The sequence below is a fragment of the Lysinibacillus sp. EB106-09-02-XG168 genome (assembly GCF_058791475.1).
The window spans coordinates 2,906,643-2,929,809 of the sequence record NZ_JBYTDN010000003.1 but is presented as its reverse complement, the minus strand read 5'-3'; the positions used below and the strand labels follow the sequence as shown (position 1 = coordinate 2,929,809).

The window sequence follows — 23,167 nt, the reverse complement described above, 5'->3', positions numbered from 1 at the left end:
TCATGGAAAAATACCGCATTGATCAATCGAAAGGGATCGAATTTGGCCTCTACTCATTAGGGGATCATATTCCAAATCCATTAACAGGCGAACGTATTTCAGCTCAGCAACGAATCAAAGAGCTAGTTGAAGCAAGTCAGCTTGCAGAACAAGCAGGTATTAATGTATTTGGTGTTGGTGAAAGTCATCAATCGTACTTTACAACACAGGCACACACAGTTGTTTTAGGAGCAGTCGCTCAAGCTACATCTAAAATTAAATTAGCAAGCTCCGCAACAGTTCTGAGTGTCTCTGACCCAGTGCGCGTATATGAAGATTTTGCGACGATTGATTTAATTTCAGATGGTCGTGCAGAAATAGTCGCAGGGCGTGGCTCTCGAGTTGGTGCATATGATTTACTAGGCGTTGATTTAAAGGATTATGAAGAAATTTTTGAAGAAAAATTAGAGTTACTGAAAAAAATAAATGACAACGACCTTGTTACTTGGGAAGGACAATTCCGTGCACCACTTCGCAATGCGCAAATTTTGCCACAACCTAAAAATGGATCTTTGCCAATTTGGCGAGCTGTTGGTGGACCACCTGCAAGTGCCATTAAAGCAGGCTATATGGGCATTCCAATGATGTTAACGACATTAGGTGGCCCCGCTGTGAACTTTAAGCCATCAGTAGATGCCTACCGAGAAGCAGCGGAGCGAAGTGGCTTTGATCCGAAAGAGTTACCGATTGCTACAACAAGTCTATTTTATGTTGCTGATACGACGAAAGAGGCACTACAAGGGATGTATCCGCATTTAAATGGTGGATTCCAAGCTATTCGTGGCGCGGGTTATCCAAAGCAACAATTTGCACAAGCGCCAGATACACGAGACGCCCTAATGGTCGGAAGTAAGGAACAAATTATTGAAAAATTACTGTACCAATACGAGCTCTATGGCATGCAACGATTTATGGCACAAATTGATTTTGGCGGTGTGCCATTCGATAAATTAATGAAAAATATCGAAATTATAGGGAACGATATTTTACCTGCGATTAAAAAATATACAGTAAAATAAGGAGTGTTCAGCATGAAAATTGTTGCACTAGCTGGTTCAATTGTCGGTTCAAAAACAAAAACAGCCATCAGTAAGGTGGTTGAAATCATACAAAATAAATATCCAGAGCATGAGGTAGTGTTACTAGATCTTGCTGAATACAAAATGGAGTTTAGTGATGGACGAAATTATTTTGAATATGATGGGGATACAAAATATGTGACCGAAACAATTATGGCAGCAGATGTGATTGTCATTGGAACACCCACATTTCAAGCATCGATTCCGGCAACATTGAAAAATATTTTTGACTTACTACCTGTCAATGCTTTTCGCGATAAAGTGGTGAGTACGGTTGTTACAGCCGGCACATCGAAGCACTACCTAATGATTGAGCAGCAGTTAAAGCCTATTCTTGCTTATATGAAAGCTCATATCGTTCCAACGTATGTATTTATAGAAGAAAAGGATTTTTTACGGAAGGAAATTGTGAATGATGACGTCTTATTCCGCCTTGAGCGTTTAGCTGAGGATACAGTGATGGTAGCTGATGCGTTTGCAGAAATTCGTGCTAAAAAAGATGCGGAATATGATTTTTAGAGATTACTAACTTAATAAATTTTAGACGCTGTATAAGGGGGCAATCTTATACAGCGTTTTTTTCGTGTTTAGTTAGACCACTTGAACCATCGAGCATGGCCATCAGGGCGTTCCATTGTCCGTATAGAGTCTATTTCTCCTAGATCAATAAAATCTTGATGCATTTGCATATCAAATAAATTGTTATAGCAATGGTAGAGAGGTCGTTCTTTGCTAATCTCTTTTAATTGCTCTATTAATTCATGGCGTAACTCCATTGGGATTTGATTGGCCACATGTGTATGGTAAACAACTAACATTGCTTCTTTATTAATTTCTCTACTAATATCTTTAATAAGTTTAATGGCATCTCCTTTTATCAGCTGTAAATCGAGCTCTTTTAAAATAGGGAGCGCTTGATTTAACAATAGTCTACGTTCTTGATGCTCTGGCCAAATTAAGGCTTGGAGCCATTGGAGCTCTTCCTCATTATGAATATCAATAGGATTTAAATCGATGCCCACTCGATTACAAACAACTGGTGCATTTGAAATAGAAGTTGGAAGCGGCTGACCCTGATTTTCTGATGACAAAATAAAATCATTATTAGAATTGTTTATGTGAAGCTGTTCATTATAGCAGTAATTGTATTGATCCATCCCAAGTTGAAGCCCTGCACTTGCACCAATTTCTATGAAGGCTAATGGTTTTTTGTGGCGTTCATAAATTTCTGTCATCATCGGATAAAGGTAAGAACAACGGCGAATTTCATTAGTCTGAACAAGTTTTTCTTGAAATAAAGTCTTCAATTCGTCTGAATGAGACAAGAAGAATGCTTTAAAAATAGGATACACTTCATTAATTGTTTTAGGTGTTGTCGTTAAAGAAGGATAAAAATGAACTAAATCGTCTTCTGATGATGACAGCAAATACTGAACACTAGCTAATAATAAATTGGGTACAGGTTGTCCTTGAGGTATAAACGCCGCAACTTTTAATAGTTCATCGTCTCCAGCAATCTTATTCGCTAAATGTTCGTACAGTGGACTTGAGTTTTCACATTCATTTTTTGCAAAAGTACGGAATTGTTTACTTAATTTAGCTAACATACGATTCTCCCCTTTGTATAAAAATAATCGATCTACTTTAAAGTTTATTGTTATTGGATAATATAGTAAATTAAATATAGATAATGAGGTTGATTAAAAACATTAATTGAAGGGGATGAGATATTGGAATATAAATGGCTACAGTCTTTTGTAGTTGCAGCTAAATCCTGTAATTTTCGAATGGCAGCAGAAGAACTACATTTATCGCAGCCAAGTATCACTGTTCATATTCATCAATTAGAGCAATCTTTGAACGTTAAATTATTTAAACGTGAAAAAAAACGTGTGCAATTAACGGAGGCAGGGCACCTTTTTCTATTAGAAGCTCAGCAAATCATTCATCAATGGGATAAAAGTATTGAACGTTTTCAGTTAGCGACAAAAGGAATTGAAGAAAAGCTAATTATTGCAATGACTCCTTTAATGGTGGAAACGATATTACCTCATGTAATTTATCAGTTTATCAATGAACACCCGTCCATTGAAATATCGATTCTAGTGGAGGATTCAGCAAAAATTGAGGATTTAATCAATAGTGATAAGGCGCATATAGGTATTTCTTTATTGCCAACTCGTTATCGGCATTGGCACGAAGAGCTTCTCGTAGAGAGCCCTTTAGAATTGGTTATTCCACTAGATGCTTTCGATGATGAGACGGGAGCTTATATTGATTATGAGGAATTATTTCAAACCTACATGTTATTCACACACCATCATCCAATTATTTGGGAGGATTTATTACATAAGCTACAGGAAAAATATGTAGTTACCAAGCAAGTGTCCATATCTCAATCCTATGTGGTAAAGCGCTTAATAAAAGATGGGCTGGGTATGTCATTTTTACCACGGATGATTGTTAGAAGAGAGCGGATGGAAGGTCGGTTTAATATCGTTCCCTTCGATGAGATAGCTTTGCCAAGCGTTCCTGTATATCTTTTTTATAAGGACTCGGTAAAGGTTCCTGAAGAGTTATTATGCTTATTTCAGACGAGGGATTATTGGTGATTATCGTCACAGATGAGACCCTGGAGCGTAAGCGAAGCGGCTCATCGGGCGCCCCCAGGAAAGCGCCCAATCGGAACGGAAATTAACTCCCGTTATGGTGATAGCTTTTTCATTTAATGTTGAATAACATAATTTTATATAATAAGAACAGGAATTTTTTGGCGAAGGTGTGATTGTATTGAGAATTTTAATGGTTGAGGATCATGAAGATGTAAATGCAATGTTAACCGAATTGTTTGAGCAAGCAGATTATCAGGTAACAAGTGTGATGGATGGTGTAGAAGGTCACCGGGCATTTTTACAAAATGAGTTTGATCTTGTGCTTCTTGATATTATGCTTCCCTATAAAAGTGGGGATGAATTACTAAAAGAAATTCGCGCTATTTCGAATGTACCTGTTGTTATGATTTCGGCTAAAGATTTAGTATCAACAAAAATTGATTTGCTTCGATTAGGAGCGGACGATTATATTACAAAACCTTTTGACCTTGGTGAGGTTCTTGCCCGTATTGAATCTATCTTACGTCGTGTTAAAAAACAAGGTACACCAATGAAGCAGTTACAATACAAGGATATCGTACTGGATGATGTCGCTAAGCGAGTGACAGTGAGTGGTGATGAGGTCTTGCTTACTGTAAAAGAATATTTATTGCTTGAATTGTTTATGACAAACAAAGAGAAAGTATTCACGAAAGCTAATTTATATGAATCCATTTGGCAGGAAGAATATTTAGGGGATGAACATATTATTAAAATCCATATTAGTAATCTTCGACATAAATTAAAGACAAAAAATCCACAGGCGGATTATATCGAGACGCTTCGAGGGCTTGGTTATCGTTTACGTCCGTAAATTATCCGTAATCTATACGCTATCTTTACTTTATCTATACCTTTCATGAGTAATCTATGAATATGAAAGGGAGGTGCTTAATATGGGGGAAACCATATTAAAAACGAATCAATTAACAAAAACATATAAAAAGTACACAGTACTTCACGACGTATCTATCGAATTAAAAGAGGGACGTATATATGGGCTTATTGGTGAAAATGGTGCGGGTAAATCGACCTTAATGAAAATTATTTCTGGGATTAGTTTTCAAACAGAAGGTTCATTTGAGTTATTCGGTAAATCAACTGACAAGGAAATACAGCAGCAACGAAAACGTATTGCTAGCATGATTGAACAACCAGCTATTAGCCCTGATATGACTGCTAAAGGTAATCTTAAATATCATCGTTTAATGCGGGGGATTCCGAATGAAGAGCTGGAGGATGAAATACTGCAATTGGTCGGATTGAAGAGTACAAACAATAAGAAAGCCAAGCATTTTTCACTAGGCATGAAACAACGTTTAGGCATTGCCATTGCGTTATTAACGAACCCGGAGCTTTTAATTTTAGATGAGCCAGTGAATGGGTTAGATCCTATAGGTGTTGTAGAAATTCGTCAGCTTTTAACACGTCTTTGCGAAGAGAGACAGATGACGATTTTAATTTCGAGTCATAATTTACCAGAACTTTATCAAACAACAACGGATTATATCATTATTCATAAAGGGAAAATTATGAAACAAATGACGCAACAACAGCTCGACGAAGAATGTAGACATTATATTCGCATTGGTTGTACAGTTCCCGAACAATGTGCACATGTATTAGAAACAATTCTTAAAACACAAAACTTTCAAGTCATGCCAAATAAAACGATTAAATTGTATGATTTCTTAGAGGATCTTGGGGACGTATCAACCGCCTTATTTGAACATGGGGTAACACTTACGGAATTTAGCCTACAGGGAGATACATTAGAGAACTACTTCCTTACGTTAATTGGAGGTGAGCGACATGTTTAATTTAGTACGTGCTTACCTCTATAAAACAACTAAATCCAAAATATTTTGGGTCTTACTGGCTCTTACAACATGCTCTGCAATCGCAATGTTTAGTATTGCCTATGGTATCGGCAATAACTCACTAGATGAAAGTATCAGCAACATCGGTTTTTTATTATCTGATATGAATATGATGACATTAGTAGGCGCAGTACTTGCCACTACACTTATTTGTTCAGATTTTGATACAAAAAATATCCATCATCCAATTATAAGCGGGTTTGCAAGAATCCAAATTGTCATAAGTAAAGCGATTGTTTTCTGGATCTTACTTATTGTTCTTGTAAGTCCTTTTATCATCGTGACTATCATTGGGCTATCAATGGACAGCACGTTTAGTATGGGCGGAAAAGCAGCAGGGTTTTTAAGCATTCTAACTTTGAACACTAGTGGTAGTTTTGTCGAATACACAACAATAATAATCACTATGATAATTGTCCATCTTGCACAGTTAACGATTTGTATTTTACTGGCGTTTGTCTTAAGAAAATCGGTGCTTGTAGTAGCTTCGTATTACATGATGTCCATGTTCTTTGGGCAGGTAGCGAGTTTCCAAAATTCATTTGAGATGATGAATAAAATATTATCCTTTACACCTTATTCTGTGGAGTATATTACGCTTAATTTAAGAATGAGTAAAGGGGATATAATTTCGGCGGTTTCTATTTGTGCCATCTTTATAGTAGTAATTTTGTATTTAACATTTATGACATTTAGAAAAGCAGAAATCAGGTAAGGGGATGTAGGGAATGTGGATCGTGGCAATTGTAGTTATTGTAGGATTACTGTTTTATATTTTTTATATACAAAGGCAACTACGATTGATGAACATACAATTGTCACAACGTCTACATGAGCAATATACGCAGCCAATTAGCGTAGAGCTATTAAACAAAGAAGTAAATGAACTCGTGGCAAATATAAATCGCGTATTAATAGAATCACAAAAATCAAGGATGTATATTAAGCGGGAAGAAAAATACTATAAGGAAATGATTTCAAACATTTCTCATGATTTTCGTACGCCGCTAACTGCGATTAAGGGCTATCAACAAATGCTATTAAAAGAACCATTAACAGAGAAGCAGCTCGCAAAGCTTGAAGTCGCACAAAAACATGTTGGAAGACTGGAGCAATTAGTAGAAACATTTTTTGAATATTCCTATTTGCATAGTAATGATGAGAAACCTAAAAAAGCTCGTATTAATATATCAAGTATTGTATTTGAAGAGATCGCAGGTGCATTTGCACAATTTGAAGAAAAAGGAATAGTCGTCAACTTGCCTAAATTTGAGCCTCTCATCATTCATTCTGATGAAGAAATGCTCTTACGTATTGTGCAAAACTTAGTACGAAATAGCATCATGCATGCGCAAGGTGATGTAACTATCAAGCTGTGGTTAGAAGAAGAACACGCCTATATCTGTTTTCAAAATCCGATTGACGAAAATATTCAACTAAATCCTAATCAGCTTTTTGATCGATTTTATACGTCCGACAATTCCAGACGTAAAAATACGGGACTAGGGCTATCTATTGTCAAACTGCTAGCGGAAAAATTAGGTGGAAGTGCAACAGCCAAAATAGAGGATGGCATGATTGAGTTTTTAGTGTGCTTAAAAAAGAATATGTAATAATAGTAGCCAAGAAGCTTGTTGCATCTTGGCTACTACAATACATAAACGTTTATATCGAAAAGCTGGAAAAAAACGATGACATAATCCTTATGGAAAACTATAGTTATTTATGGTAATTATAGTATATGTTGTGGTGGTTAATTAGGGATCAATAATGATCCTCAAAATGAACAAACTTGAGCAGCTTATTTAAGGTGTATGGCAATATCTACGAAATGTAGAAAAGGTAAGCTTTATAGCTTGAAGAGATAATAGATTAGGTATAAATAGCTTAGAAATAAAAGGAGGAAACATTGTGAAGAAACTTGATTCTGAATTCAACTATTTAGAGGATATGTATGAAGATTCTTTCTTTCCATCATTTTTAGTAGATAAACTTAAATCTCATATTGTTAATGTAGTACATTTTATTGAGGAGAACACTTATACAATAGAAGAAATTCAAGAGAAATTAGACGAAATGACTATAGCGATCAATGAGCTACAGAATGAGTTTTATGAAAATGACAGTGAAATTGAAACGTTTGCACGAGATTCAATCGGATTAACAGTAGAGAAGATTTTACAATACTTTGAGATTGATATCGATATTGAAGAAGCACTTAGAGAACGAGATTGGTGAAAAATTTATATGTGATTCAAACTTCCTTCACAAACATGGTAGTTTGAGTTAGCCTCTGTTAGTTATGTGTTTTTTTAATTTATGTAAGCTGTCTATACATGCTATAGGTCTTATTGATTCTTCAAATGATATGAAGCATTTAGAAAGGGTAATAGAACCATTAAAAGGGTTTATTGCCCTTTATTTTTTGATGCTCGATATGGAGAATACAACTTGAACCAATAAACTCTTTAGAGAGATGAAAGATAAGTTTTATTAGAACTCATAGGGGAGTGGACTTATGGATACAGAGGAAGTAATCGCTTTAATTTATGATGGTTTAGTAAGTGAAAATTCAGTACCAGTAAAATTAAGAACGAATAGGGAATTAGATTCTGATATATTAGATCAAGTGAGAGAGGCACTAGATGTTTTAACACAATACTATAAAGACAAAGAGACAGTTCCTAAAAAGTTAGCACTTGCTATGGTCGATATCAACGGTGCATTTTCATTTCGAGCAGGTTATTTTGACGATGAGTTTTTGGAGGAATTAGAGGGAATCGGTATTGAGTTACAAGGAAAGGCCATAGAGCTTTTTTTAAATGATTTATTTCGCAATGGGTATTTGAAAAAGTTTATGTAATAGTGTTGAACCAAAACTTATTCTTGATAAATAGATTACGTGTATTGTCAGATAGATCGTTTTCTGAAGTGTGCAAAGTATTTATTTGATTTTAGGAGTGCATAGTATGGATTTTTCAATAGTTTCGGACACTGCAGGTGCGAGAGTTGATGAATTAGCTAGTGAATTAGCACACGCATTTGAATCTAATATAAATTCAAAATATAGGAACGTCGATATTTCGATCGGGACCGCCTTTAGATGCTTACCTGAATCCTATAGAAGAAAATCATTTATTAGATATACGAAAAAAGATAACTATTTGACAATCGATTTGGCAGTTACGGTAGAAGAATATGAAAAAATGTATAAAGTAGAACAACGGTATCATTTAGGGAACCTATTTTTAGAGTTTCTAAACAGGGCGTTAGAAAAATACAACTTTGAAGGGCTTGAAAAAGAAATGTTCATAAACGACATTAAATTGTGGGCAAGAGAAATCCCTTTGAAAATGAATAATGGTTCAACTAAATTGTGTAATTGGTTTAATGAAGAGATTGATTGGTTTGTAGATCTTGATAAGTAAAGATTGTTTTATGGTAGGTTGAACACTTCCAGAGAAATTAGAAATGGATATTGGAATAATTTTTTGAAATGATCTTTATTTATTTTACCATAGTACTCACCTAACAGTGGAGGAGGCCGTAAAATCCATTGAAATACCTAGCTCATTCAATAATAAAAAATGAAAATGATAGTAAGATTAGGTTTCTAGAAACATCTGAAGAAACGAAACGGGAGTTAGAAGAAAATTTTAAACTCCCCTTTTTAAATCAAGCACTTTTGGAATGGTACAATGACTTACCTAAATCTAAAGACATAATGTTTTATTGGACCAACGACTTCTATGTAATCGGTAAAGAAAATCTAATGATTGCTTTAGAAGGTTATAGATTTATTAAAGAAGCTAGAGGTTGGGAAGACTCCGCGAAGAAAATGAAGTGGAATCAAAATTGGATTATTATATCAAGTTGGAGCGGGAATCCTGTGATTGCAGATATAAGTAAAGAGGAAACGCCAGTTTATTTTGATTATGTTGGAGAAGAATTTTCCCCAAAACTACTAGTGGATTCACTGGAAAAGTTCGATTATTTTTTATCTATATGGCTGGATAAACACGATGATCAGTACTATAGAAGCGGTGAATATCAAGCTAATTTTTATGAGTTAATGGAGAATGAGTGGAAAACTAAATTAAATAGTGATGAAATAAAAAATATATGCAAATTTCTTCCTATTGCAAAATCAAAAGAAAATTTTACACCCATTGAGCAACGGATTAAAGAAAAAGTTAGAAAATATTATGTATATCTGGATGATCCAGGTGAAAATAAATCAAAAGTGCTCTTAGCAGTAAAAAAAGAGACAGGTTTATCATTCGATGAAATACGAAACCGATTTAATAGTAATGGATTTCTACTAGCTGAGGGATATGGGGAAAATACTTTAGTTTTGGCTGACTATTTTATTTCGTTAGGTACAAAAGTAAGAACTCAGCAGAAATGAAATATTCTAATGGGTTTTGTGTCGGTATTACATAAACAAACAATATGAAATGGAGGCTTTATGAGAAAATTGAATCCTAGTCAAGAAATGTTTTTTAGGACATTACATGAAATTCAAGAAGATGTGGTTCAGGTTGCTCTTAGCAAATGTAAATGTAGTTGTGAAAATATTGAAACATTATTGTACGAGGTAACCTCTGACACCATTTTCAATATAATGGAGCTTTTTGATGGCTATACAATAGATGATTTACAGTTAGATATTTTTGAAAAAGATAGCAAAAAATCTTTGAAGGAAAATATTCAGCTACATGATGTATGTGTAGATTTCATCAAAGCGTGAGTTTCAAATTTTAAAACATTATACATATGTCTATCCGTATATACCAGAAAAATTGGTTGCCCGATGCAAATAATAATTTCTAGAAGAGGTAATAGAATATGAATGATATAAATGAATTACGAAATAAATATATTTCCTTGTATGATGATGTTGATGGAGTATCTAAAGATTACTTGGATAAAATTGAACAGGATCTTCAAGTAAAACTACCTAATGACTTTCGTGAAATATCTTGTTTCTATAGTGGAGGAGACATTGGGGGGAAAAGTATACATTCTTTTTTATTTTCTGATCCAACAAATCTTCTAGGAGAGACTTTGAGGATTAGAGAGGCGGTTGGTTTACCGAATAGAATGGTTGTTATTGCTGAACAAGATATGAGTGTTATTGTTATGGATACGGAAAACAAGCCTTCAATCATATGGATAGATTCTGTAGAAGTAACTAAATTAGATAAGCAAGATTTTGTTTCTAAGCCAGGTGTTTGGGAGGATTTCTCTGATTTTTTTGATTACTTACTAAATGAAGAAGAGGAAGAACGTAACTATTAAGAGATAATGTAGAAATTATTGTCCAATTTTATTTCATATATAGGGGAGAAATTATGTTAAATGAAGAACAGATTATTTTGAATATTTATGAAAGAAAATGTTATGACCGTTATTATAAATACTACAAATACAGTTTAGATGGTACAAATATATGGAATTGTACTCAATTAAGTGACTTTCACTATATGGTCAAGAAGAAATATTAGACTTGAGTAAGTAGAGTGCTTTGAGTGGTTAAAGTGCTGCCGTGATACAAAGTGAATAAATTGGAATATAATTACAATTGATTTTCCGAATTTGCTGAACAAACAAGATTTTTGAGGGGGCCAGAAAAGCGATGATGTACATTGATAAATGGTGGAGAGAATATATCGGTGGAACCGACGATACATGCACTTTAATCGACTATTTAGTTGACAGAGAATTTGAGTCGGATATTCCAACAGAAATAAACATGAAAAATATTTTACAAGACTTTCAACTGAATAATGCTCGGGAAATAAAGGACTTACGCCAAACGAAAGGCATTTACCTTATTATAGAAAAAGAATTTTTTCAAGATATAGGCTGTGTGATCAATTTGTTGATGGATATTACGGCTATTATTCTGGAATGTCAAAAAAACGGTAAGGTTCATCTAACGGAATTAAGTGGCAGCATCATGGACAAAAATGCTGTTATTACTTTAAAAGTTGAAAAAGAAGAAATGGCTTTTTTGAGGAGAGTATTGAAAGACTTTATTCATCACCCTTTAAGTTATGATTTGGCTGAGTTTTGCCCGGAAGATGATATGCGAGAAATTACACAAATATGCAAGGAGATTATAGCAGAACTAAATATGTAAAAAATCACAATTAAACTAGAGAGGCGAGAACGAGCAGAATTCTAATTCCTGAAGAGGTGTTACTATGAGTATTGGATTGAATGAAATATGGGATGGAAGAATCCCTGTAGATGAAATGAATTTAGCGGAATTATCCGATAAAATATGGGAGATCGGCGAACTGGATGCCATCCAAGAGAAGGTGTCGCCAGAGTTATTTCAACTTCACATCGCCATCAATACGATTGGTAACTGGCAGTGTGATGGCTGGGACGGTATCATCGCGTATCAGCCGCATCTTGTGCCGTTTATTTCCGAGGTTTTAGCGAAATTTAGCTTGCAGCATTTGCAGCATGCTTTTGATGAAGTTATTGCGATTTTCCCAGATTTTATTACGTTTGAGGATGATTCACTTTATTGTGACATGATCAACTTCCTGCATAATATGCGACTAAAGGTAAGTGACGTACGTTTGAATGCGTATACGCAAGAAGAGCGTGAAGCCATGGTAATACAATATCAGGGGAAGCTCAGTCAATTGGATAAAATGACGGGACCTCTATTGGGATATGGTAGCCCTATGGATGGTTGGGCCATGATCTTTGATTATATACAAAAAATAGAAGCGTTATATAAACAGCGCTTCGGGAAATGAAAATAGGGTGATGGGAATAATCACGCGCGATATGTCTTTATCTTAATCGGATGAAGCAGTTGACTAAATAGCATTGGATACTTTGGAAGAAGTAATTAAAAAAGTAATTGATTAAAATGAAGAGCTTACCGATGGAGAACGGTGTCCCACATACGAAATAAATATAGATACCAAGGGGGATTTTTAGTTTATGAAAGAATTTTTTGATGAGCTTGGAAAAAGGTTGATCAAGGCAGTTAGAAATGACTATAAAGAATTGTTGAAAGTTATTGGAAACGAAAGGATATATGCTGTTTGTTTAGTAACTGACAGTGATGCTATGACGGTATTTTTTGCGATAAATACATATGAAAAGATGGAAAGCAACTATCATAAGTATACTCAAATGAACCGATCAGAGAATTTGAGTGATGAATTTTTATACAAAACAGTAAAATGGGTTCCTGCTGAGTGGGGATACGATGATAGCGATCTTGAACAAAGTGAGATAGTTTTAGTTTCAGATTATTTGGCTGAGAAGAGGGAATCTATTGAGGACAGTAGATTTCGCGAGTTTGAGGAGGAATTTTATAAAACAATGACTGAAACATTACTTACATTACACAATGAGGCTTTGTTTTGTCATGAAAAAAATGACATAACAATATTTATATCTATTTTTGATGATGACCGAGCAGAAATGATTGAGAATTATTCAGCGGGGTTGCTGAACTCAGAAAATGTAATGAGTAACTTCAAGAAAAGATGGGATTAAAGCCGTTAATTTTTCTAAGTTCTTAATATAGTATTAGTCCTGTAGTGCGTTTTGTGACTTGATGGCTCTGTTTGATTAGGACTGGTTAATTTAACAAAGTAAGTGTAAAAATTGAAATTAGGATTGATATATGGAGCTATCCTTAAATAGGGATCGGAATTCTATCAAATCAACAAGTGTAAATGAGGGATTTAATATGGGAAATAGATTTGAAGCAAGTCCAGAATTTAAAGCCATGATAAAAAAATCAGCTAAAGATCGATATATTTACTCTGTAAAAAGAATTGCAGACTGGGAAGAGGCGTGGTCTTTAAAATTAAATGAGGGGTTTGTTACTACTTCAGATAAAGAAGGAAATCTTTCTATGCCTATTTGGCCATTTGAAGAATATGCTATGAAATGTATAGGAGGTGAATGGGAGAACTCAAAACTAAAAAAATACATATAAATACACTTTTAGATGAACTATTACCTAACCTGTCTGAAGAGGGAACGCATGTAGTTGTATTCAAAGTTCCAGAAGATGATGAAGTTATATGCGTATCTGCGGATGACTTTAAAAATAATTTATTATATGAATGTTCTCAATTAGAATAAGGGCCTGTAAAAAATGGATGCCAATAAGACTCTAGTAATATTTGTAGAGTTTAGTGAAAAGTGTTTGTGTAAAAACATCTAGAACTACAACGGTAAAGCTTCTTACCGACTATTCTTTTCCAAGATGAAGCAGCGTTAAATCAGTATAATCGTATCGGTTTGGGATGGATATCTGCAGTCACACAATGTTGGCTATTTTGGGGAAGTTATAGATAGGGAAGTACAATCACAAAAGCTTTTTCAAACGTAAATTGGCGGAAAATATGATGTCAGGTGGTTGGAACACGTTTGATGGAATCTGACCATAATTAAATTAATGGGTAAGATAACGTATAAGAGAGGGTTATATGAGTATATACAAAACACAATTTGGAAGAGAAATGTCACTAAAGCTTTATGATGCTCAATTGAGGAAGTTGGATTATTCATGTAAGGATGTTTACGTTCATACCCGTTTCGGAAGAACACATATTATTGAAACTGGCAATTTATCGGGTGAACCATTGTTAGTATTTCATGGAGGGAATAGTACGACTGCCTATAATTTATTAATGTACAGATTCCTGCTTAAGGATTTCCATATCTATGCGGTTGATATTATTGGCCACCCTGGAAAAAGTGATGAGGTTAACCTTTCCCCTCGCAATTATGATTATGGAAAGTGGGCAAGTGACGTTATAACAGCGCTTGGATTTGAGAGAATAGCTTGTTTTGGGACTTCGTTTGGAGGCGGGGTTCTGGCAAAACTGATGTGTACCAAACCAGAGAAAGTAAAAAAATCCGTATTAATTGTGCCATCGGGTATTAACAATGCCTTTCCAATCAGTACTGTAAAAATGATGATACCACTACTAAAATATAAACTAACAAAGAAAGAAAAATATATAAAAAAAACTGCTTTATTTATGGCTATTAACGAAGAAATTCTTGATAAAGATACTTTGGATATGGTGAAAGATAGTTTTGATCATGTAAAAACAAAAATAGGGATGCCATCCAATGTGAGCGAACAATTAATGCAACAGTGTAAAGCTCCGACGCTTATTATGGCAGCAGAAAAAGATTGTCTATTTCCAGCGAAAAAAGTATTACCAAGAGCCCAAAGAATCATACCAAATAACACGGCTCATTTGTTAAAAGGGTGCGGACACATGCATATGATGCCGGAGCGGGAACAGAAAATGATCGTTGATTTTTTAAGTGTTGAGTAACTCTAATTTATGCAGAATTTAATGAACGACTTTATCTTTGTTATAAGTTTGGGAAAAAACGTAGATCCTTTAAAAGATTTGATTTTTGGTAGACCAATTCCATTAGAATATAAAGAGTATATAGATATAATTTTTTCGTAAAAACGCTATTGAACGGGTTTACTGATTTTTGATACTATGAAGGTGTTATTTGGAAGGTGTACTTATGGAGCACAAAAAGAGTAGCATAAATCCTAAGATTTCGGATTATAATGCTACTCTTGATTTTTTACTTTTTGGAAAACGTTCGAAAAGGGCATCTATATATCAGAGGTGAAATTAATGAAAAATATGGCTTTGTGGTTGGAACAAGGTTATTGTTCCAGTCGTTTAAAAAATGCACAACTGCAAACTAAAGGTTTAACACTAGAAATCCCTTTTACTGATGCTTTAAGTGAATACGAAATTTGTAGGCTAAAATTGATTGTTGAAGAAGTGAGCGATGATAAACAATACCTGTTGGACTCCGCTATATTAGGTGAAAACTTATCAGAAACAACATATAAAAATGTATCATTTTTGGAAAAGGATTTTATTCGCTATACATATGAAAATGACTTCGAGTTACTTAAAAATAGCGAAAGTGAGGCTATTCAACAAGCTCTTAGGGATGGGGTATTACAAGGGGTAAATTCTTATCAGAAGGATTGTATAGAATTGAACGGGAAATATGATATGAAGATTCAAGTTTTTCGACAAGGTATACATCAGCCTGATTTTTTATCATCTGAAGCCCCTCAGTATTTTACGGATTATGAACAAAAAATTGAAACAATTACGGTTTATGTGCTGATATTTAGAAACGCTATTGAAATTCAAAGAAACAAAAAGCTTGCTAAGTCTTCAGTATACGGAAGCTTGGGGAATTTAGGTTTTTTTATGGTCGATCTTAAGCTCTTTAGTGAATTTATAAGCAATGAAGTTGGAAATGGGCCAATTAATCTTGTTGATTTATTTACTACAACCGATTTAGTTGATAAATGTTTTGAAGAAGGTATGCTGATTATTACTTGGGGTATTAAACCTTGGCATTATTATATTCAAGCGATGAATAAATCAATTATTTTTGATGAATGCATAGTCAGTGGAACATATAAGATTAAAAAAGAGATAAAAGAGTTATCAATTATTCCTGGCGATGAATTGCTTACATGGCCAGCGTGTCTAGAAAAAGAATGGCCTAAAATACAATTAGAAGGTGCTGGTGAAAAAATTGATCTTTCGCTATGTACTTGGTCAGGTGCTCTCGGAAACGAAATGATTCCAATGTATATTCTTCAGAGAAGTGAAGAAAAGGTAGAAAATATCGAACCGATTATTAACTATAGTTTCTTTTAAATAATGGAGTTGCGTTAAATGTATATCCTGCAACTATGCTGCTATCGATTGGGAGCGGTCGTTTAGCATATAAATTGAAATTTAGAAAATCAGCTTTAGTATAAGATATCGTTGACATATTTGAGTTTGACGAGTACTTGAAGTTTGTAGAAATCAAACAGTTCGGTCACTATACTAACTGGTTTAAAAGTTATAAGGTTAGGTTTGTTAGTTGATGAAGAATTTTCACTATATAATTTTAATTTTTTTAAGGCAGCATTATGGAAAGCTCTTTTTTAAAAGCATATGCGAGAAGGTATTAAATCCTTCTTTTGCATATGTTTTTTGTTTTTACAGCGGCTTCAGAAATGTAAAAAGCCTTGAAACTTTAGTTTTTGATTCAGAGATTTCCTTTCACTGGAATTACAACTTAAGTGATTTATAGTATTATTAGTAATAATATGGGTGTGAGCGTTTGGGAGGCTGGATACGGACTATGTCTTGCTAGATGTAAAAGATTGTTTGGCCATGTGCCCAATCACTTTTTTGCTATAAATTAGGGGTTCTTAATGAATCAAGAAAAATAATAAATAAGTAGTTACTAAGGAGTGAAGAGGATGTTTATAGAATGTTCTACTCAACTAACAATAAGCGATTTAAACGATGTAGAAACGAAATTAGGATTTAATTTACCAGAACAGCTAAAAAAACATTATTTACAATATAATGGTGGCGTTCCAGTTAAACCTTGTTATTATGCGCAAGATATTGACTTTGAAACGGAAATTGCCACTTTTTCTTCAATTAAATATAAAAAGAGCTCAAGTTTACTAGAAGAAAGCTACCTAGATTTCATAAATAGAGGTGCACTTCCAGAAAAATATCTGCCGTTTGCAAATGATTGGGGTGGTAATTTATTTTGCATGGATCTAGAAAACGGTAGTGTCGTTCTTATCTGGATGGACTTGGGGGAGGTTACGGAAAGATGCATTAATTTTTTATCAAACAGCTTTGTAACCTTCATAAATAATCTTGAAAAATGTGAAGATGATTAATTCCAGAAGATGTGTAGGGAAGATGTAAAAACTCTTTTCTTAACAAAATTCTCTCCGTGTAATGAGGAAACAATCTCAATCGCTGGAAGCCCCTTAAAAAGTACTTTTGATAGATTTTGTTATGATGACTGAAAACCTACCTTTAACTCATAAAATACGGAGGGCAAAATGAGAACCAAATTTATTGATACAACAGTTGGTGTAATCGATGCTAGAGATGCGTTGATTTTAAAAAAGGTAATAATGGATCGTTATCCAAGAGAAGTTGAACTCTCGTTAAATTTAGCAACAGCGTTGGTATCAAATAATTCTACAGCAGAACGATACATTGATATCTCTTTTATTTTTAAAAATGTAATCAAGTTTGGACTTTGTAGTCTAGATTATTTTAACGAAAATTTATTGGATACGTGCTTTTGTGAAGCGATTGATTCCGAATTTTTGAATAAGGAAAAGACACTGATTCAAAAGGGGTTTAAGCATTATTTTCTTGAATGTTATGATGAAGTTATTGAAGTTGTGGCTCAAGAATACAATCTTATTTTGCCAGATGGAATTAGAATAGCTGATGAAAAAGAGGATAAGAGCAATTAATAAGACAGTTAAGTGAAGATCTAGAATAAAATCAATGGAGATGGATTTATATAAATAATGAAAACACGAATTCCAATTAAAAGGGACTCGTTCTTTATAAAATTTTATAATTAAAAGTTATTTCTACGATATGTTGTGATTTGTCCTCTGACTAAACTTTTTGCACGTGATACGAAGGGAAATATCATTAAGAAAATTGGCTTTGATGAGTTAACAAGAACTGGTGCTATTATAAATAATGACCTCCATAAATAACAATATCGATTACTAAGAAAAAAATGGTTCTGGACTTTTTAGGAAGAATTAAATTGTTTAAATTCGGGAGGTTTTAAGAATGATAACTTTAATGCCCTTAAATTTTATATACAAAATATCTACTACTGATTTAGAGTTAGTTTATACAGAATCGGGTAGCGTGAGAATTGAGGTTGGTGCTATACCATTAAAGAGCATAGATAATGAGAAATGTGTTAACATAGAAATTATTTTTTCAATTGTAGCCGAAGTTAAATGCGTAACGGTAAATTTCGATGAATTCAATTATAATGATTTTTCTATTTCTGAGGAATCATCTATCGGAAATCACTTGGAGAATGATGAAGAAAGACTTCATCATCCAGATTCACGATTTTATGAGGTGATAGATTCTAAACATTTACAGGAAAATATAAAGAAGTACGACCCCAGAAATAGGTTCAATTTGAAGCATTATATTGTTAAGGGATATGATAGCTTTATTGAAATAATAGCATCGACATATTCTGTCAACGAGCTAGATTGATTTGTATTATAGTCCTACCGGTGGACACGATCCAATTGGTTTGGAGCAAATAATCCAACATTGTATGGATATGTGAAAGATTTTAGCTTATCGAAGGTTAAAATTAAATGCCCAAGTTAAGTAGGAACTTTGCGCTTAAATATTATTCTATTTATAAAATATCATGTTTATCTGAAAACGAATTAAAGGATATACTTTATACTGATTATTTAGATGATAACGGAGATTCTATTGAATACAGTGATTTATATTCTGATGAGGTACAAAATTTTTTAATTAACTTCTATTGCCAAATAGTTTTTGCTGGTGTTTCAAATGAATTTTTAGAAAAATTTATTAAAGACTGTTTCAAAGAAAAATTACACTGTTATAGGCAAAGAAAAGGAGGTATTCAAATGTCACTGCTGTGGGTACTTAACATTAGACTCACGTGGTAAATATGATGTTTGCCCAGTATGTTTTTGGGAGGATGATGGCAAATCAGAAGCCAATCAAGACAAATATAGTTATGCAAATCATTCAACACTCAGGAACTACAGAGAGAGCAAGCTCATAGAAATTGATATAAATTTAATTCCTTTTAAGAAAGGAAATGAGAATTCAAAGTAGTAATGATTAGCTGGATTGTTGAATGATTTACGGTTGAACATAAACTCCGGAAACATATGCAAAGAAAATGTTATATCGGTATATCATAGAATAAATAGTAGACTGTCTGCCGTAGATGATGAAATCATGAAGATAGGTGTAAATTAATATGGGTATTGAGTACAGTATAGTTCTTGAAGAAAAAGAAAAAATTGATTTGGTAATCGAAGAGATATTCTCTGTCCTAAAGTCTAATGAAATGTATAAAGATGTAATTATGGATCAAAAAGTAATTGTATTTCCATATGACGATTTTAATTGGAATCGATGATGTACTATAGAAAATGACAAGGGTGAGATATACATCTGGACTATTGGTAACAGAAGCGTTCAAGAAAGTAAGTTATTAGAGGAAGTTTGTAAAGTGATTGTAAACCTAAGTTTGCAATATGAGCTGGAAGAGATGTAATATTTACTCTCTTTTCTCTTCTTAGACTAGGATTTTCAGCTATGATGAGTAGGACCTCTTGATTAAGAAAACAGAACCGAATGGCGATGTATGGAAGTAAGAATACTTTGGTAACGGAATGATGTCGTCTGAAAGACATGGATTAATCTGTAGAAAGTAACTAAATCCAAAGGGGGAAATCCGAATTAAGTTATTTGGATAAATAATATGGAGAATAAAAATAACATATTAGTTGAGCGAAAAGAAAGTATTATATTTCAGTTAGACAAGAACCAGAATGTAGGTAATGGATGGATTGGTGGAAATGCTCCAGCGTATTTCGACGATAAAAGTGAACTTTTTAATGAAACTGAATCTGAATATCGCTTCTATCTTTGTTTTGTAAGTCCGCTAGATAATAATAATATGATTTCTATCTTTATACCAAAAGAGTACGAAAATCGTGTTTCAAAAAATATCTATCCAAACTGCTCATTGTACGCGTTCGAACATCCGAATTCGGAAGAAAGTTTGGCTTCTACTTATACCGAATTTGGAATAGTTAAACACTATATATCAGAAGGGATTATTGTGAGTGAAGAACAAGCTTTCAATACACCTTTTTTTATTAAATATGGGGGTAATCCCTTCCTTATCCAAGAAGAAGAATATTATTACATAGAATTAGAAAAAGATACATATAGTTTCTTGTGTCAAATAGATGAGGACGGTTATCCAGATGGGGTTTTCGATTCAAGAACTAGTCTTCCATTTGGGTTTGGTGCTGTATATTTGTATGCAATTGTGACGGAGGATTCGATAAAGAATCCGATAGTAGGATATTGGCAATATTCATAGTTGTTATAAGAGATAGGATTCAAGCACAGGATATAAAACTATATAGGAGTCTATTCCGTGGCAAAATCATCCGCCGACTTGTATCTGAATCTTTAAATATCTTTGGACTTCATATTTTATGAAAGCTAATTAAAAAATCCGAAAACATATGTAAAGAAGATGTCATAAAGTCCTTTTTTTACATATGTTTTTTTGTTAGAAATAGAATTCTAAATTTGGTGTTTTATACCTTATATATAATATAATTGTATAAAATAGTATTGTATAACACGTTCTGTTATGTTCCGAAGTAGAAACGTTTGGCTAGAACAAAAATGGTTTGTTAAGTGGGACTGAAATAAGCATGTAACTGTAAAGCTAGTACAAGACCCATTTTGCCAAGTAATCAAAGAGAGGCAAATACCATTGGATTGTGAGTAGCTAGGATGAATTAGGTTATCGTGTGTTGAGAAACTTGTCATATATCACTGCTTCTCGTTTTAGAGCAGCAATGTAATTAATAAACGAGAGGATTGATCTTTTGTGAAACAAATAGAGGATTCAGTATTTAGATTTATACAGACATTGAATAAATATCCGCAAGAAGAATCCCCAGTTGTAAAGAACGGTGGTGTACGTTATAGGTCGGCATTAGTAACTCTACAGGTAGATGAAAAAATTTATCTTTCTCCTGAATTGAAGTTTTTTTATGAACATTGCGAAATAATTTGTGATGTTCGTCATGATGGTCACAAGCTAAAAAGCACGAGCATCGATTTAGGGAACGCACCTCTTTATCTTTGGTCTCCTGAAAACCTTATCTATAGGCAAGAGGGGTTTCGTTGGATTGGAACGGATCTGAAAGAAGATCCAAAATGGAGTCCATTTTGGCTTGTCATTGCAGATATAAATGATGATCCTGTTGTGGTTGTAACTGATAGAGAAGGCTCACCGGTTATGGCATCTTATGAATCAGGTACTCTTTTTCCGATTGCAAATTCTTTTTCTGATTTTCTGGATTATCTCTCCATTACATTAGAATTAATACAGGAAAAGTATAATGGGGAAATAATAGATGACGAATCTTGTGAATTGCTCGAAGGCTTTATAGAAGATTTAAAAGAGATGCTAAGTAAGATAAACCATAACGATGAACTTATTGAAAATTATATCGAATATTTATATGGCTAATAAATCCAAAATTGCTTGAGTTCATTTGGAAGTAAAGATTTTGAAACAAATGTAGAGAATACGTGAAAAGGGGTGTTGTTAATGAAAGTATATAGATTTGAAAATGACTATGATTATAAAGATTTAACTTTTTTGAATAAGGAGGATGTTCGTCTTTTTTCAACTTTTAAGGGACAGAAAATTACTCTGGAGTGGAATGCAGAGGTTTTTGGTATTTCAGAAGATAAACTTGATAAAGGGAAATTGTTAGATTTTGATTCACGTTGTTTTGGAGCTACATTTATAGTAAAAAAGAAATTTGAAAAGCTTTTTATCAAGGAATTTTCTGACAGTTTAGAAACCTTTCCAATAAAAATAAAAGGGATTTCAGAGGAATATATTTATATAAATGTAACGAATGTATTGCCGGCAATTAATTTTGATGGTTTAGATATCCAAGAATCTCTTGCCATGTTGCGAGAAGAAAACATCAAATTTAATTTAGACAAAATAGAAAATGAAACTTTATTTAGAGACAGTAAAATTAGCTTTTATTTTTGTACACAAAAATTTAAAGATTTTATTGAAAAAAACGGAATTAGTGGATTGTATTTTAAGGAGGTAGGGAGAGCTAGGAGGGAACCAGAATAGAAAAACGATTTGAAAGTTATATACATAGAAAATAAGGGTGGTATTAAATAAAATGTCAATTGAAGTTATTTTTAATGATGTAGATAATGAATCTAATCTAGCTCGTCTTGGCGGATATAGCTTCTTGCCTGAAAATATTGATTGGCCATTAAATCCAGATGGAGATAAATTAACACTTATATTATGTTTACCAACGGATTTTCTTAATGAAACTCTACATGTAAACTTACCAAAAGAACAGGTGCTATCCGTTTTTACAACGTATAAGAAAGATGATTACTTTTTAGATTCAATCACTTTTCATGGAGATCAAGAAGAGTTGAATAATATTAAAAAAGGTTATACAAAAGTATTATTACACAAAGCTGGTAATATTCGAAATGAATCAGATTTTCTAATTCCAGCACAAAAGTTCATTTTGGGTGAAGATATGGATTTTGATTTTGAAGAAGTTGATGAAGAAGATTTAGATGATATAGAGATTTACTGTGGTTCGTTGATTGGCGATAAACCATCTCTGTTACAAGTAGAAGATATGGGTTTGGATGATTATCAATTTTGTCTACAAATTTATAGCGGTGATTTTCCTGAAGGATTCCATGATGTGTTTAGCCTTAGTGACTCGGTCGGATATTTGTTTTTAAATATAAATGTTGAACAAAATCATGCAGGTGTTTTTTTTACACAATGCACTTAG

General features: G+C 33.5%; 29 protein-coding genes. 28 read left to right on the top strand and 1 reads right to left on the bottom strand.

What is annotated here, in order from left to right:
• Nucleotides 1-2: 2 nt before the first annotated feature.
• Nucleotides 3-1,058 carry an LLM class flavin-dependent oxidoreductase gene (locus AC3WSO_RS15215; RefSeq protein WP_492531959.1) on the top strand — a complete coding sequence of 352 codons (1,056 nt, stop codon included), beginning with the start codon at nucleotides 3-5 and terminating at the stop codon, nucleotides 1,056-1,058.
• Nucleotides 1,059-1,070: 12 nt separating this feature from the next.
• The gene (locus AC3WSO_RS15210; protein WP_492531957.1) at nucleotides 1,071-1,637 is read left to right on the top strand and encodes an NADPH-dependent FMN reductase; all 567 of its coding nucleotides are present in this window, start codon (nucleotides 1,071-1,073) and stop codon (nucleotides 1,635-1,637) included.
• A 68-nt stretch (nucleotides 1,638-1,705) separates the two neighbouring features.
• Here the strand turns inward: AC3WSO_RS15210 and AC3WSO_RS15205 are convergent, their stop codons facing one another.
• Nucleotides 1,706-2,725, bottom strand: a complete 1,020-nt coding sequence (locus tag AC3WSO_RS15205; protein ID WP_492531955.1) for a DUF2332 domain-containing protein — start codon at nucleotides 2,723-2,725, stop codon at nucleotides 1,706-1,708.
• Between the two features lie 123 nt (nucleotides 2,726-2,848).
• Between AC3WSO_RS15205 and AC3WSO_RS15200 the strand changes: the two genes are divergently transcribed.
• From AC3WSO_RS15200 to AC3WSO_RS15075, 26 genes are all read left to right on the top strand, one after another.
• Nucleotides 2,849-3,730, top strand: coding sequence for a LysR family transcriptional regulator (locus AC3WSO_RS15200; RefSeq protein WP_492531953.1), 882 nt, complete (start codon nucleotides 2,849-2,851; stop codon nucleotides 3,728-3,730).
• Nucleotides 3,731-3,908: 178 nt separating this feature from the next.
• The gene (locus AC3WSO_RS15195; RefSeq protein WP_492531951.1) at nucleotides 3,909-4,583 is read left to right on the top strand and encodes a response regulator transcription factor; all 675 of its coding nucleotides are present in this window, start codon (nucleotides 3,909-3,911) and stop codon (nucleotides 4,581-4,583) included.
• Nucleotides 4,584-4,665: 82 nt separating this feature from the next.
• Nucleotides 4,666-5,589, top strand: coding sequence for an ATP-binding cassette domain-containing protein (locus tag AC3WSO_RS15190; protein ID WP_492531949.1), 924 nt, complete (start codon nucleotides 4,666-4,668; stop codon nucleotides 5,587-5,589).
• Nucleotides 5,582-6,364: a hypothetical protein gene (locus AC3WSO_RS15185; protein ID WP_492531947.1), complete on the top strand. Its 783-nt coding sequence runs from the start codon at nucleotides 5,582-5,584 to the stop codon at nucleotides 6,362-6,364. The genes AC3WSO_RS15190 and AC3WSO_RS15185 overlap by 8 nt, the downstream gene beginning before the upstream one ends.
• Nucleotides 6,365-6,377: 13 nt before the next feature.
• Nucleotides 6,378-7,262, top strand: a complete 885-nt coding sequence (locus AC3WSO_RS15180; protein WP_492531946.1) for a sensor histidine kinase — start codon at nucleotides 6,378-6,380, stop codon at nucleotides 7,260-7,262.
• Between the two features lie 298 nt (nucleotides 7,263-7,560).
• Nucleotides 7,561-7,887, top strand: a complete 327-nt coding sequence (locus AC3WSO_RS15175) for a DUF5713 family protein (protein ID WP_492531944.1) — start codon at nucleotides 7,561-7,563, stop codon at nucleotides 7,885-7,887.
• A 280-nt stretch (nucleotides 7,888-8,167) separates the two neighbouring features.
• Entirely contained in the window at nucleotides 8,168-8,512 is a 345-nt protein-coding gene (locus AC3WSO_RS15170) for a hypothetical protein (RefSeq protein ID WP_492531942.1), read from the top strand.
• A 106-nt stretch (nucleotides 8,513-8,618) separates the two neighbouring features.
• Nucleotides 8,619-9,077 (top strand): Imm44 family immunity protein, encoded by a 459-nt coding sequence (locus AC3WSO_RS15165; protein ID WP_492531940.1) that lies wholly within the window; start codon nucleotides 8,619-8,621, stop codon nucleotides 9,075-9,077.
• Between the two features lie 128 nt (nucleotides 9,078-9,205).
• A complete protein-coding gene (locus AC3WSO_RS15160; RefSeq protein WP_492531938.1) occupies nucleotides 9,206-10,057 on the top strand; it encodes a hypothetical protein in 852 nt (283 codons plus the stop codon).
• Nucleotides 10,058-10,117: 60 nt separating this feature from the next.
• The gene (locus tag AC3WSO_RS15155) at nucleotides 10,118-10,399 is read left to right on the top strand and encodes a hypothetical protein (RefSeq protein WP_492531936.1); all 282 of its coding nucleotides are present in this window, start codon (nucleotides 10,118-10,120) and stop codon (nucleotides 10,397-10,399) included.
• A 98-nt stretch (nucleotides 10,400-10,497) separates the two neighbouring features.
• Nucleotides 10,498-10,950: an SMI1/KNR4 family protein gene (locus tag AC3WSO_RS15150; protein ID WP_492531934.1), complete on the top strand. Its 453-nt coding sequence runs from the start codon at nucleotides 10,498-10,500 to the stop codon at nucleotides 10,948-10,950.
• 337 nt (nucleotides 10,951-11,287) lie between these two features.
• Nucleotides 11,288-11,794, top strand: a complete 507-nt coding sequence (locus AC3WSO_RS15145; RefSeq protein ID WP_492531932.1) for an imm68 putative immunity domain-containing protein — start codon at nucleotides 11,288-11,290, stop codon at nucleotides 11,792-11,794.
• 64 nt (nucleotides 11,795-11,858) lie between these two features.
• Nucleotides 11,859-12,428, top strand: a complete 570-nt coding sequence (locus AC3WSO_RS15140; RefSeq protein WP_492531930.1) for a hypothetical protein — start codon at nucleotides 11,859-11,861, stop codon at nucleotides 12,426-12,428.
• Between the two features lie 190 nt (nucleotides 12,429-12,618).
• Nucleotides 12,619-13,182, top strand: coding sequence for a DUF4303 domain-containing protein (locus tag AC3WSO_RS15135; RefSeq protein WP_492531929.1), 564 nt, complete (start codon nucleotides 12,619-12,621; stop codon nucleotides 13,180-13,182).
• A gap of 196 nt (nucleotides 13,183-13,378) precedes the next feature.
• A complete protein-coding gene (locus tag AC3WSO_RS15130; RefSeq protein WP_492531927.1) occupies nucleotides 13,379-13,630 on the top strand; it encodes a DUF2750 domain-containing protein in 252 nt (83 codons plus the stop codon).
• 496 nt (nucleotides 13,631-14,126) lie between these two features.
• On the top strand, nucleotides 14,127-14,990 hold the full coding sequence (locus AC3WSO_RS15125) for an alpha/beta fold hydrolase (protein ID WP_492531925.1): 864 nt from the start codon (nucleotides 14,127-14,129) through the stop codon (nucleotides 14,988-14,990).
• Nucleotides 14,991-15,311: 321 nt separating this feature from the next.
• Entirely contained in the window at nucleotides 15,312-16,367 is a 1,056-nt protein-coding gene (locus tag AC3WSO_RS15120) for a hypothetical protein (protein WP_492531923.1), read from the top strand.
• A 596-nt stretch (nucleotides 16,368-16,963) separates the two neighbouring features.
• Nucleotides 16,964-17,401, top strand: coding sequence for an SMI1/KNR4 family protein (locus AC3WSO_RS15115; protein ID WP_492531922.1), 438 nt, complete (start codon nucleotides 16,964-16,966; stop codon nucleotides 17,399-17,401).
• 168 nt (nucleotides 17,402-17,569) lie between these two features.
• A complete protein-coding gene (locus AC3WSO_RS15110) occupies nucleotides 17,570-17,995 on the top strand; it encodes a hypothetical protein (RefSeq protein ID WP_492531920.1) in 426 nt (141 codons plus the stop codon).
• Nucleotides 17,996-18,329: 334 nt separating this feature from the next.
• Nucleotides 18,330-18,776, top strand: coding sequence for a hypothetical protein (locus AC3WSO_RS15105; RefSeq protein ID WP_492531918.1), 447 nt, complete (start codon nucleotides 18,330-18,332; stop codon nucleotides 18,774-18,776).
• 369 nt (nucleotides 18,777-19,145) lie between these two features.
• Nucleotides 19,146-19,385 (top strand): CPCC family cysteine-rich protein, encoded by a 240-nt coding sequence (locus tag AC3WSO_RS15100; RefSeq protein ID WP_492534377.1) that lies wholly within the window; start codon nucleotides 19,146-19,148, stop codon nucleotides 19,383-19,385.
• Between the two features lie 148 nt (nucleotides 19,386-19,533).
• Entirely contained in the window at nucleotides 19,534-19,695 is a 162-nt protein-coding gene (locus AC3WSO_RS15095) for a hypothetical protein (RefSeq protein WP_492531916.1), read from the top strand.
• Between the two features lie 345 nt (nucleotides 19,696-20,040).
• Nucleotides 20,041-20,670 (top strand): hypothetical protein, encoded by a 630-nt coding sequence (locus AC3WSO_RS15090; protein WP_492531914.1) that lies wholly within the window; start codon nucleotides 20,041-20,043, stop codon nucleotides 20,668-20,670.
• A 522-nt stretch (nucleotides 20,671-21,192) separates the two neighbouring features.
• A complete protein-coding gene (locus AC3WSO_RS15085; RefSeq protein WP_492531912.1) occupies nucleotides 21,193-21,840 on the top strand; it encodes a hypothetical protein in 648 nt (215 codons plus the stop codon).
• 81 nt (nucleotides 21,841-21,921) lie between these two features.
• The gene (locus tag AC3WSO_RS15080) at nucleotides 21,922-22,470 is read left to right on the top strand and encodes an imm11 family protein (protein ID WP_492531911.1); all 549 of its coding nucleotides are present in this window, start codon (nucleotides 21,922-21,924) and stop codon (nucleotides 22,468-22,470) included.
• 52 nt (nucleotides 22,471-22,522) lie between these two features.
• Entirely contained in the window at nucleotides 22,523-23,167 is a 645-nt protein-coding gene (locus AC3WSO_RS15075; protein WP_492531909.1) for a DUF1963 domain-containing protein, read from the top strand.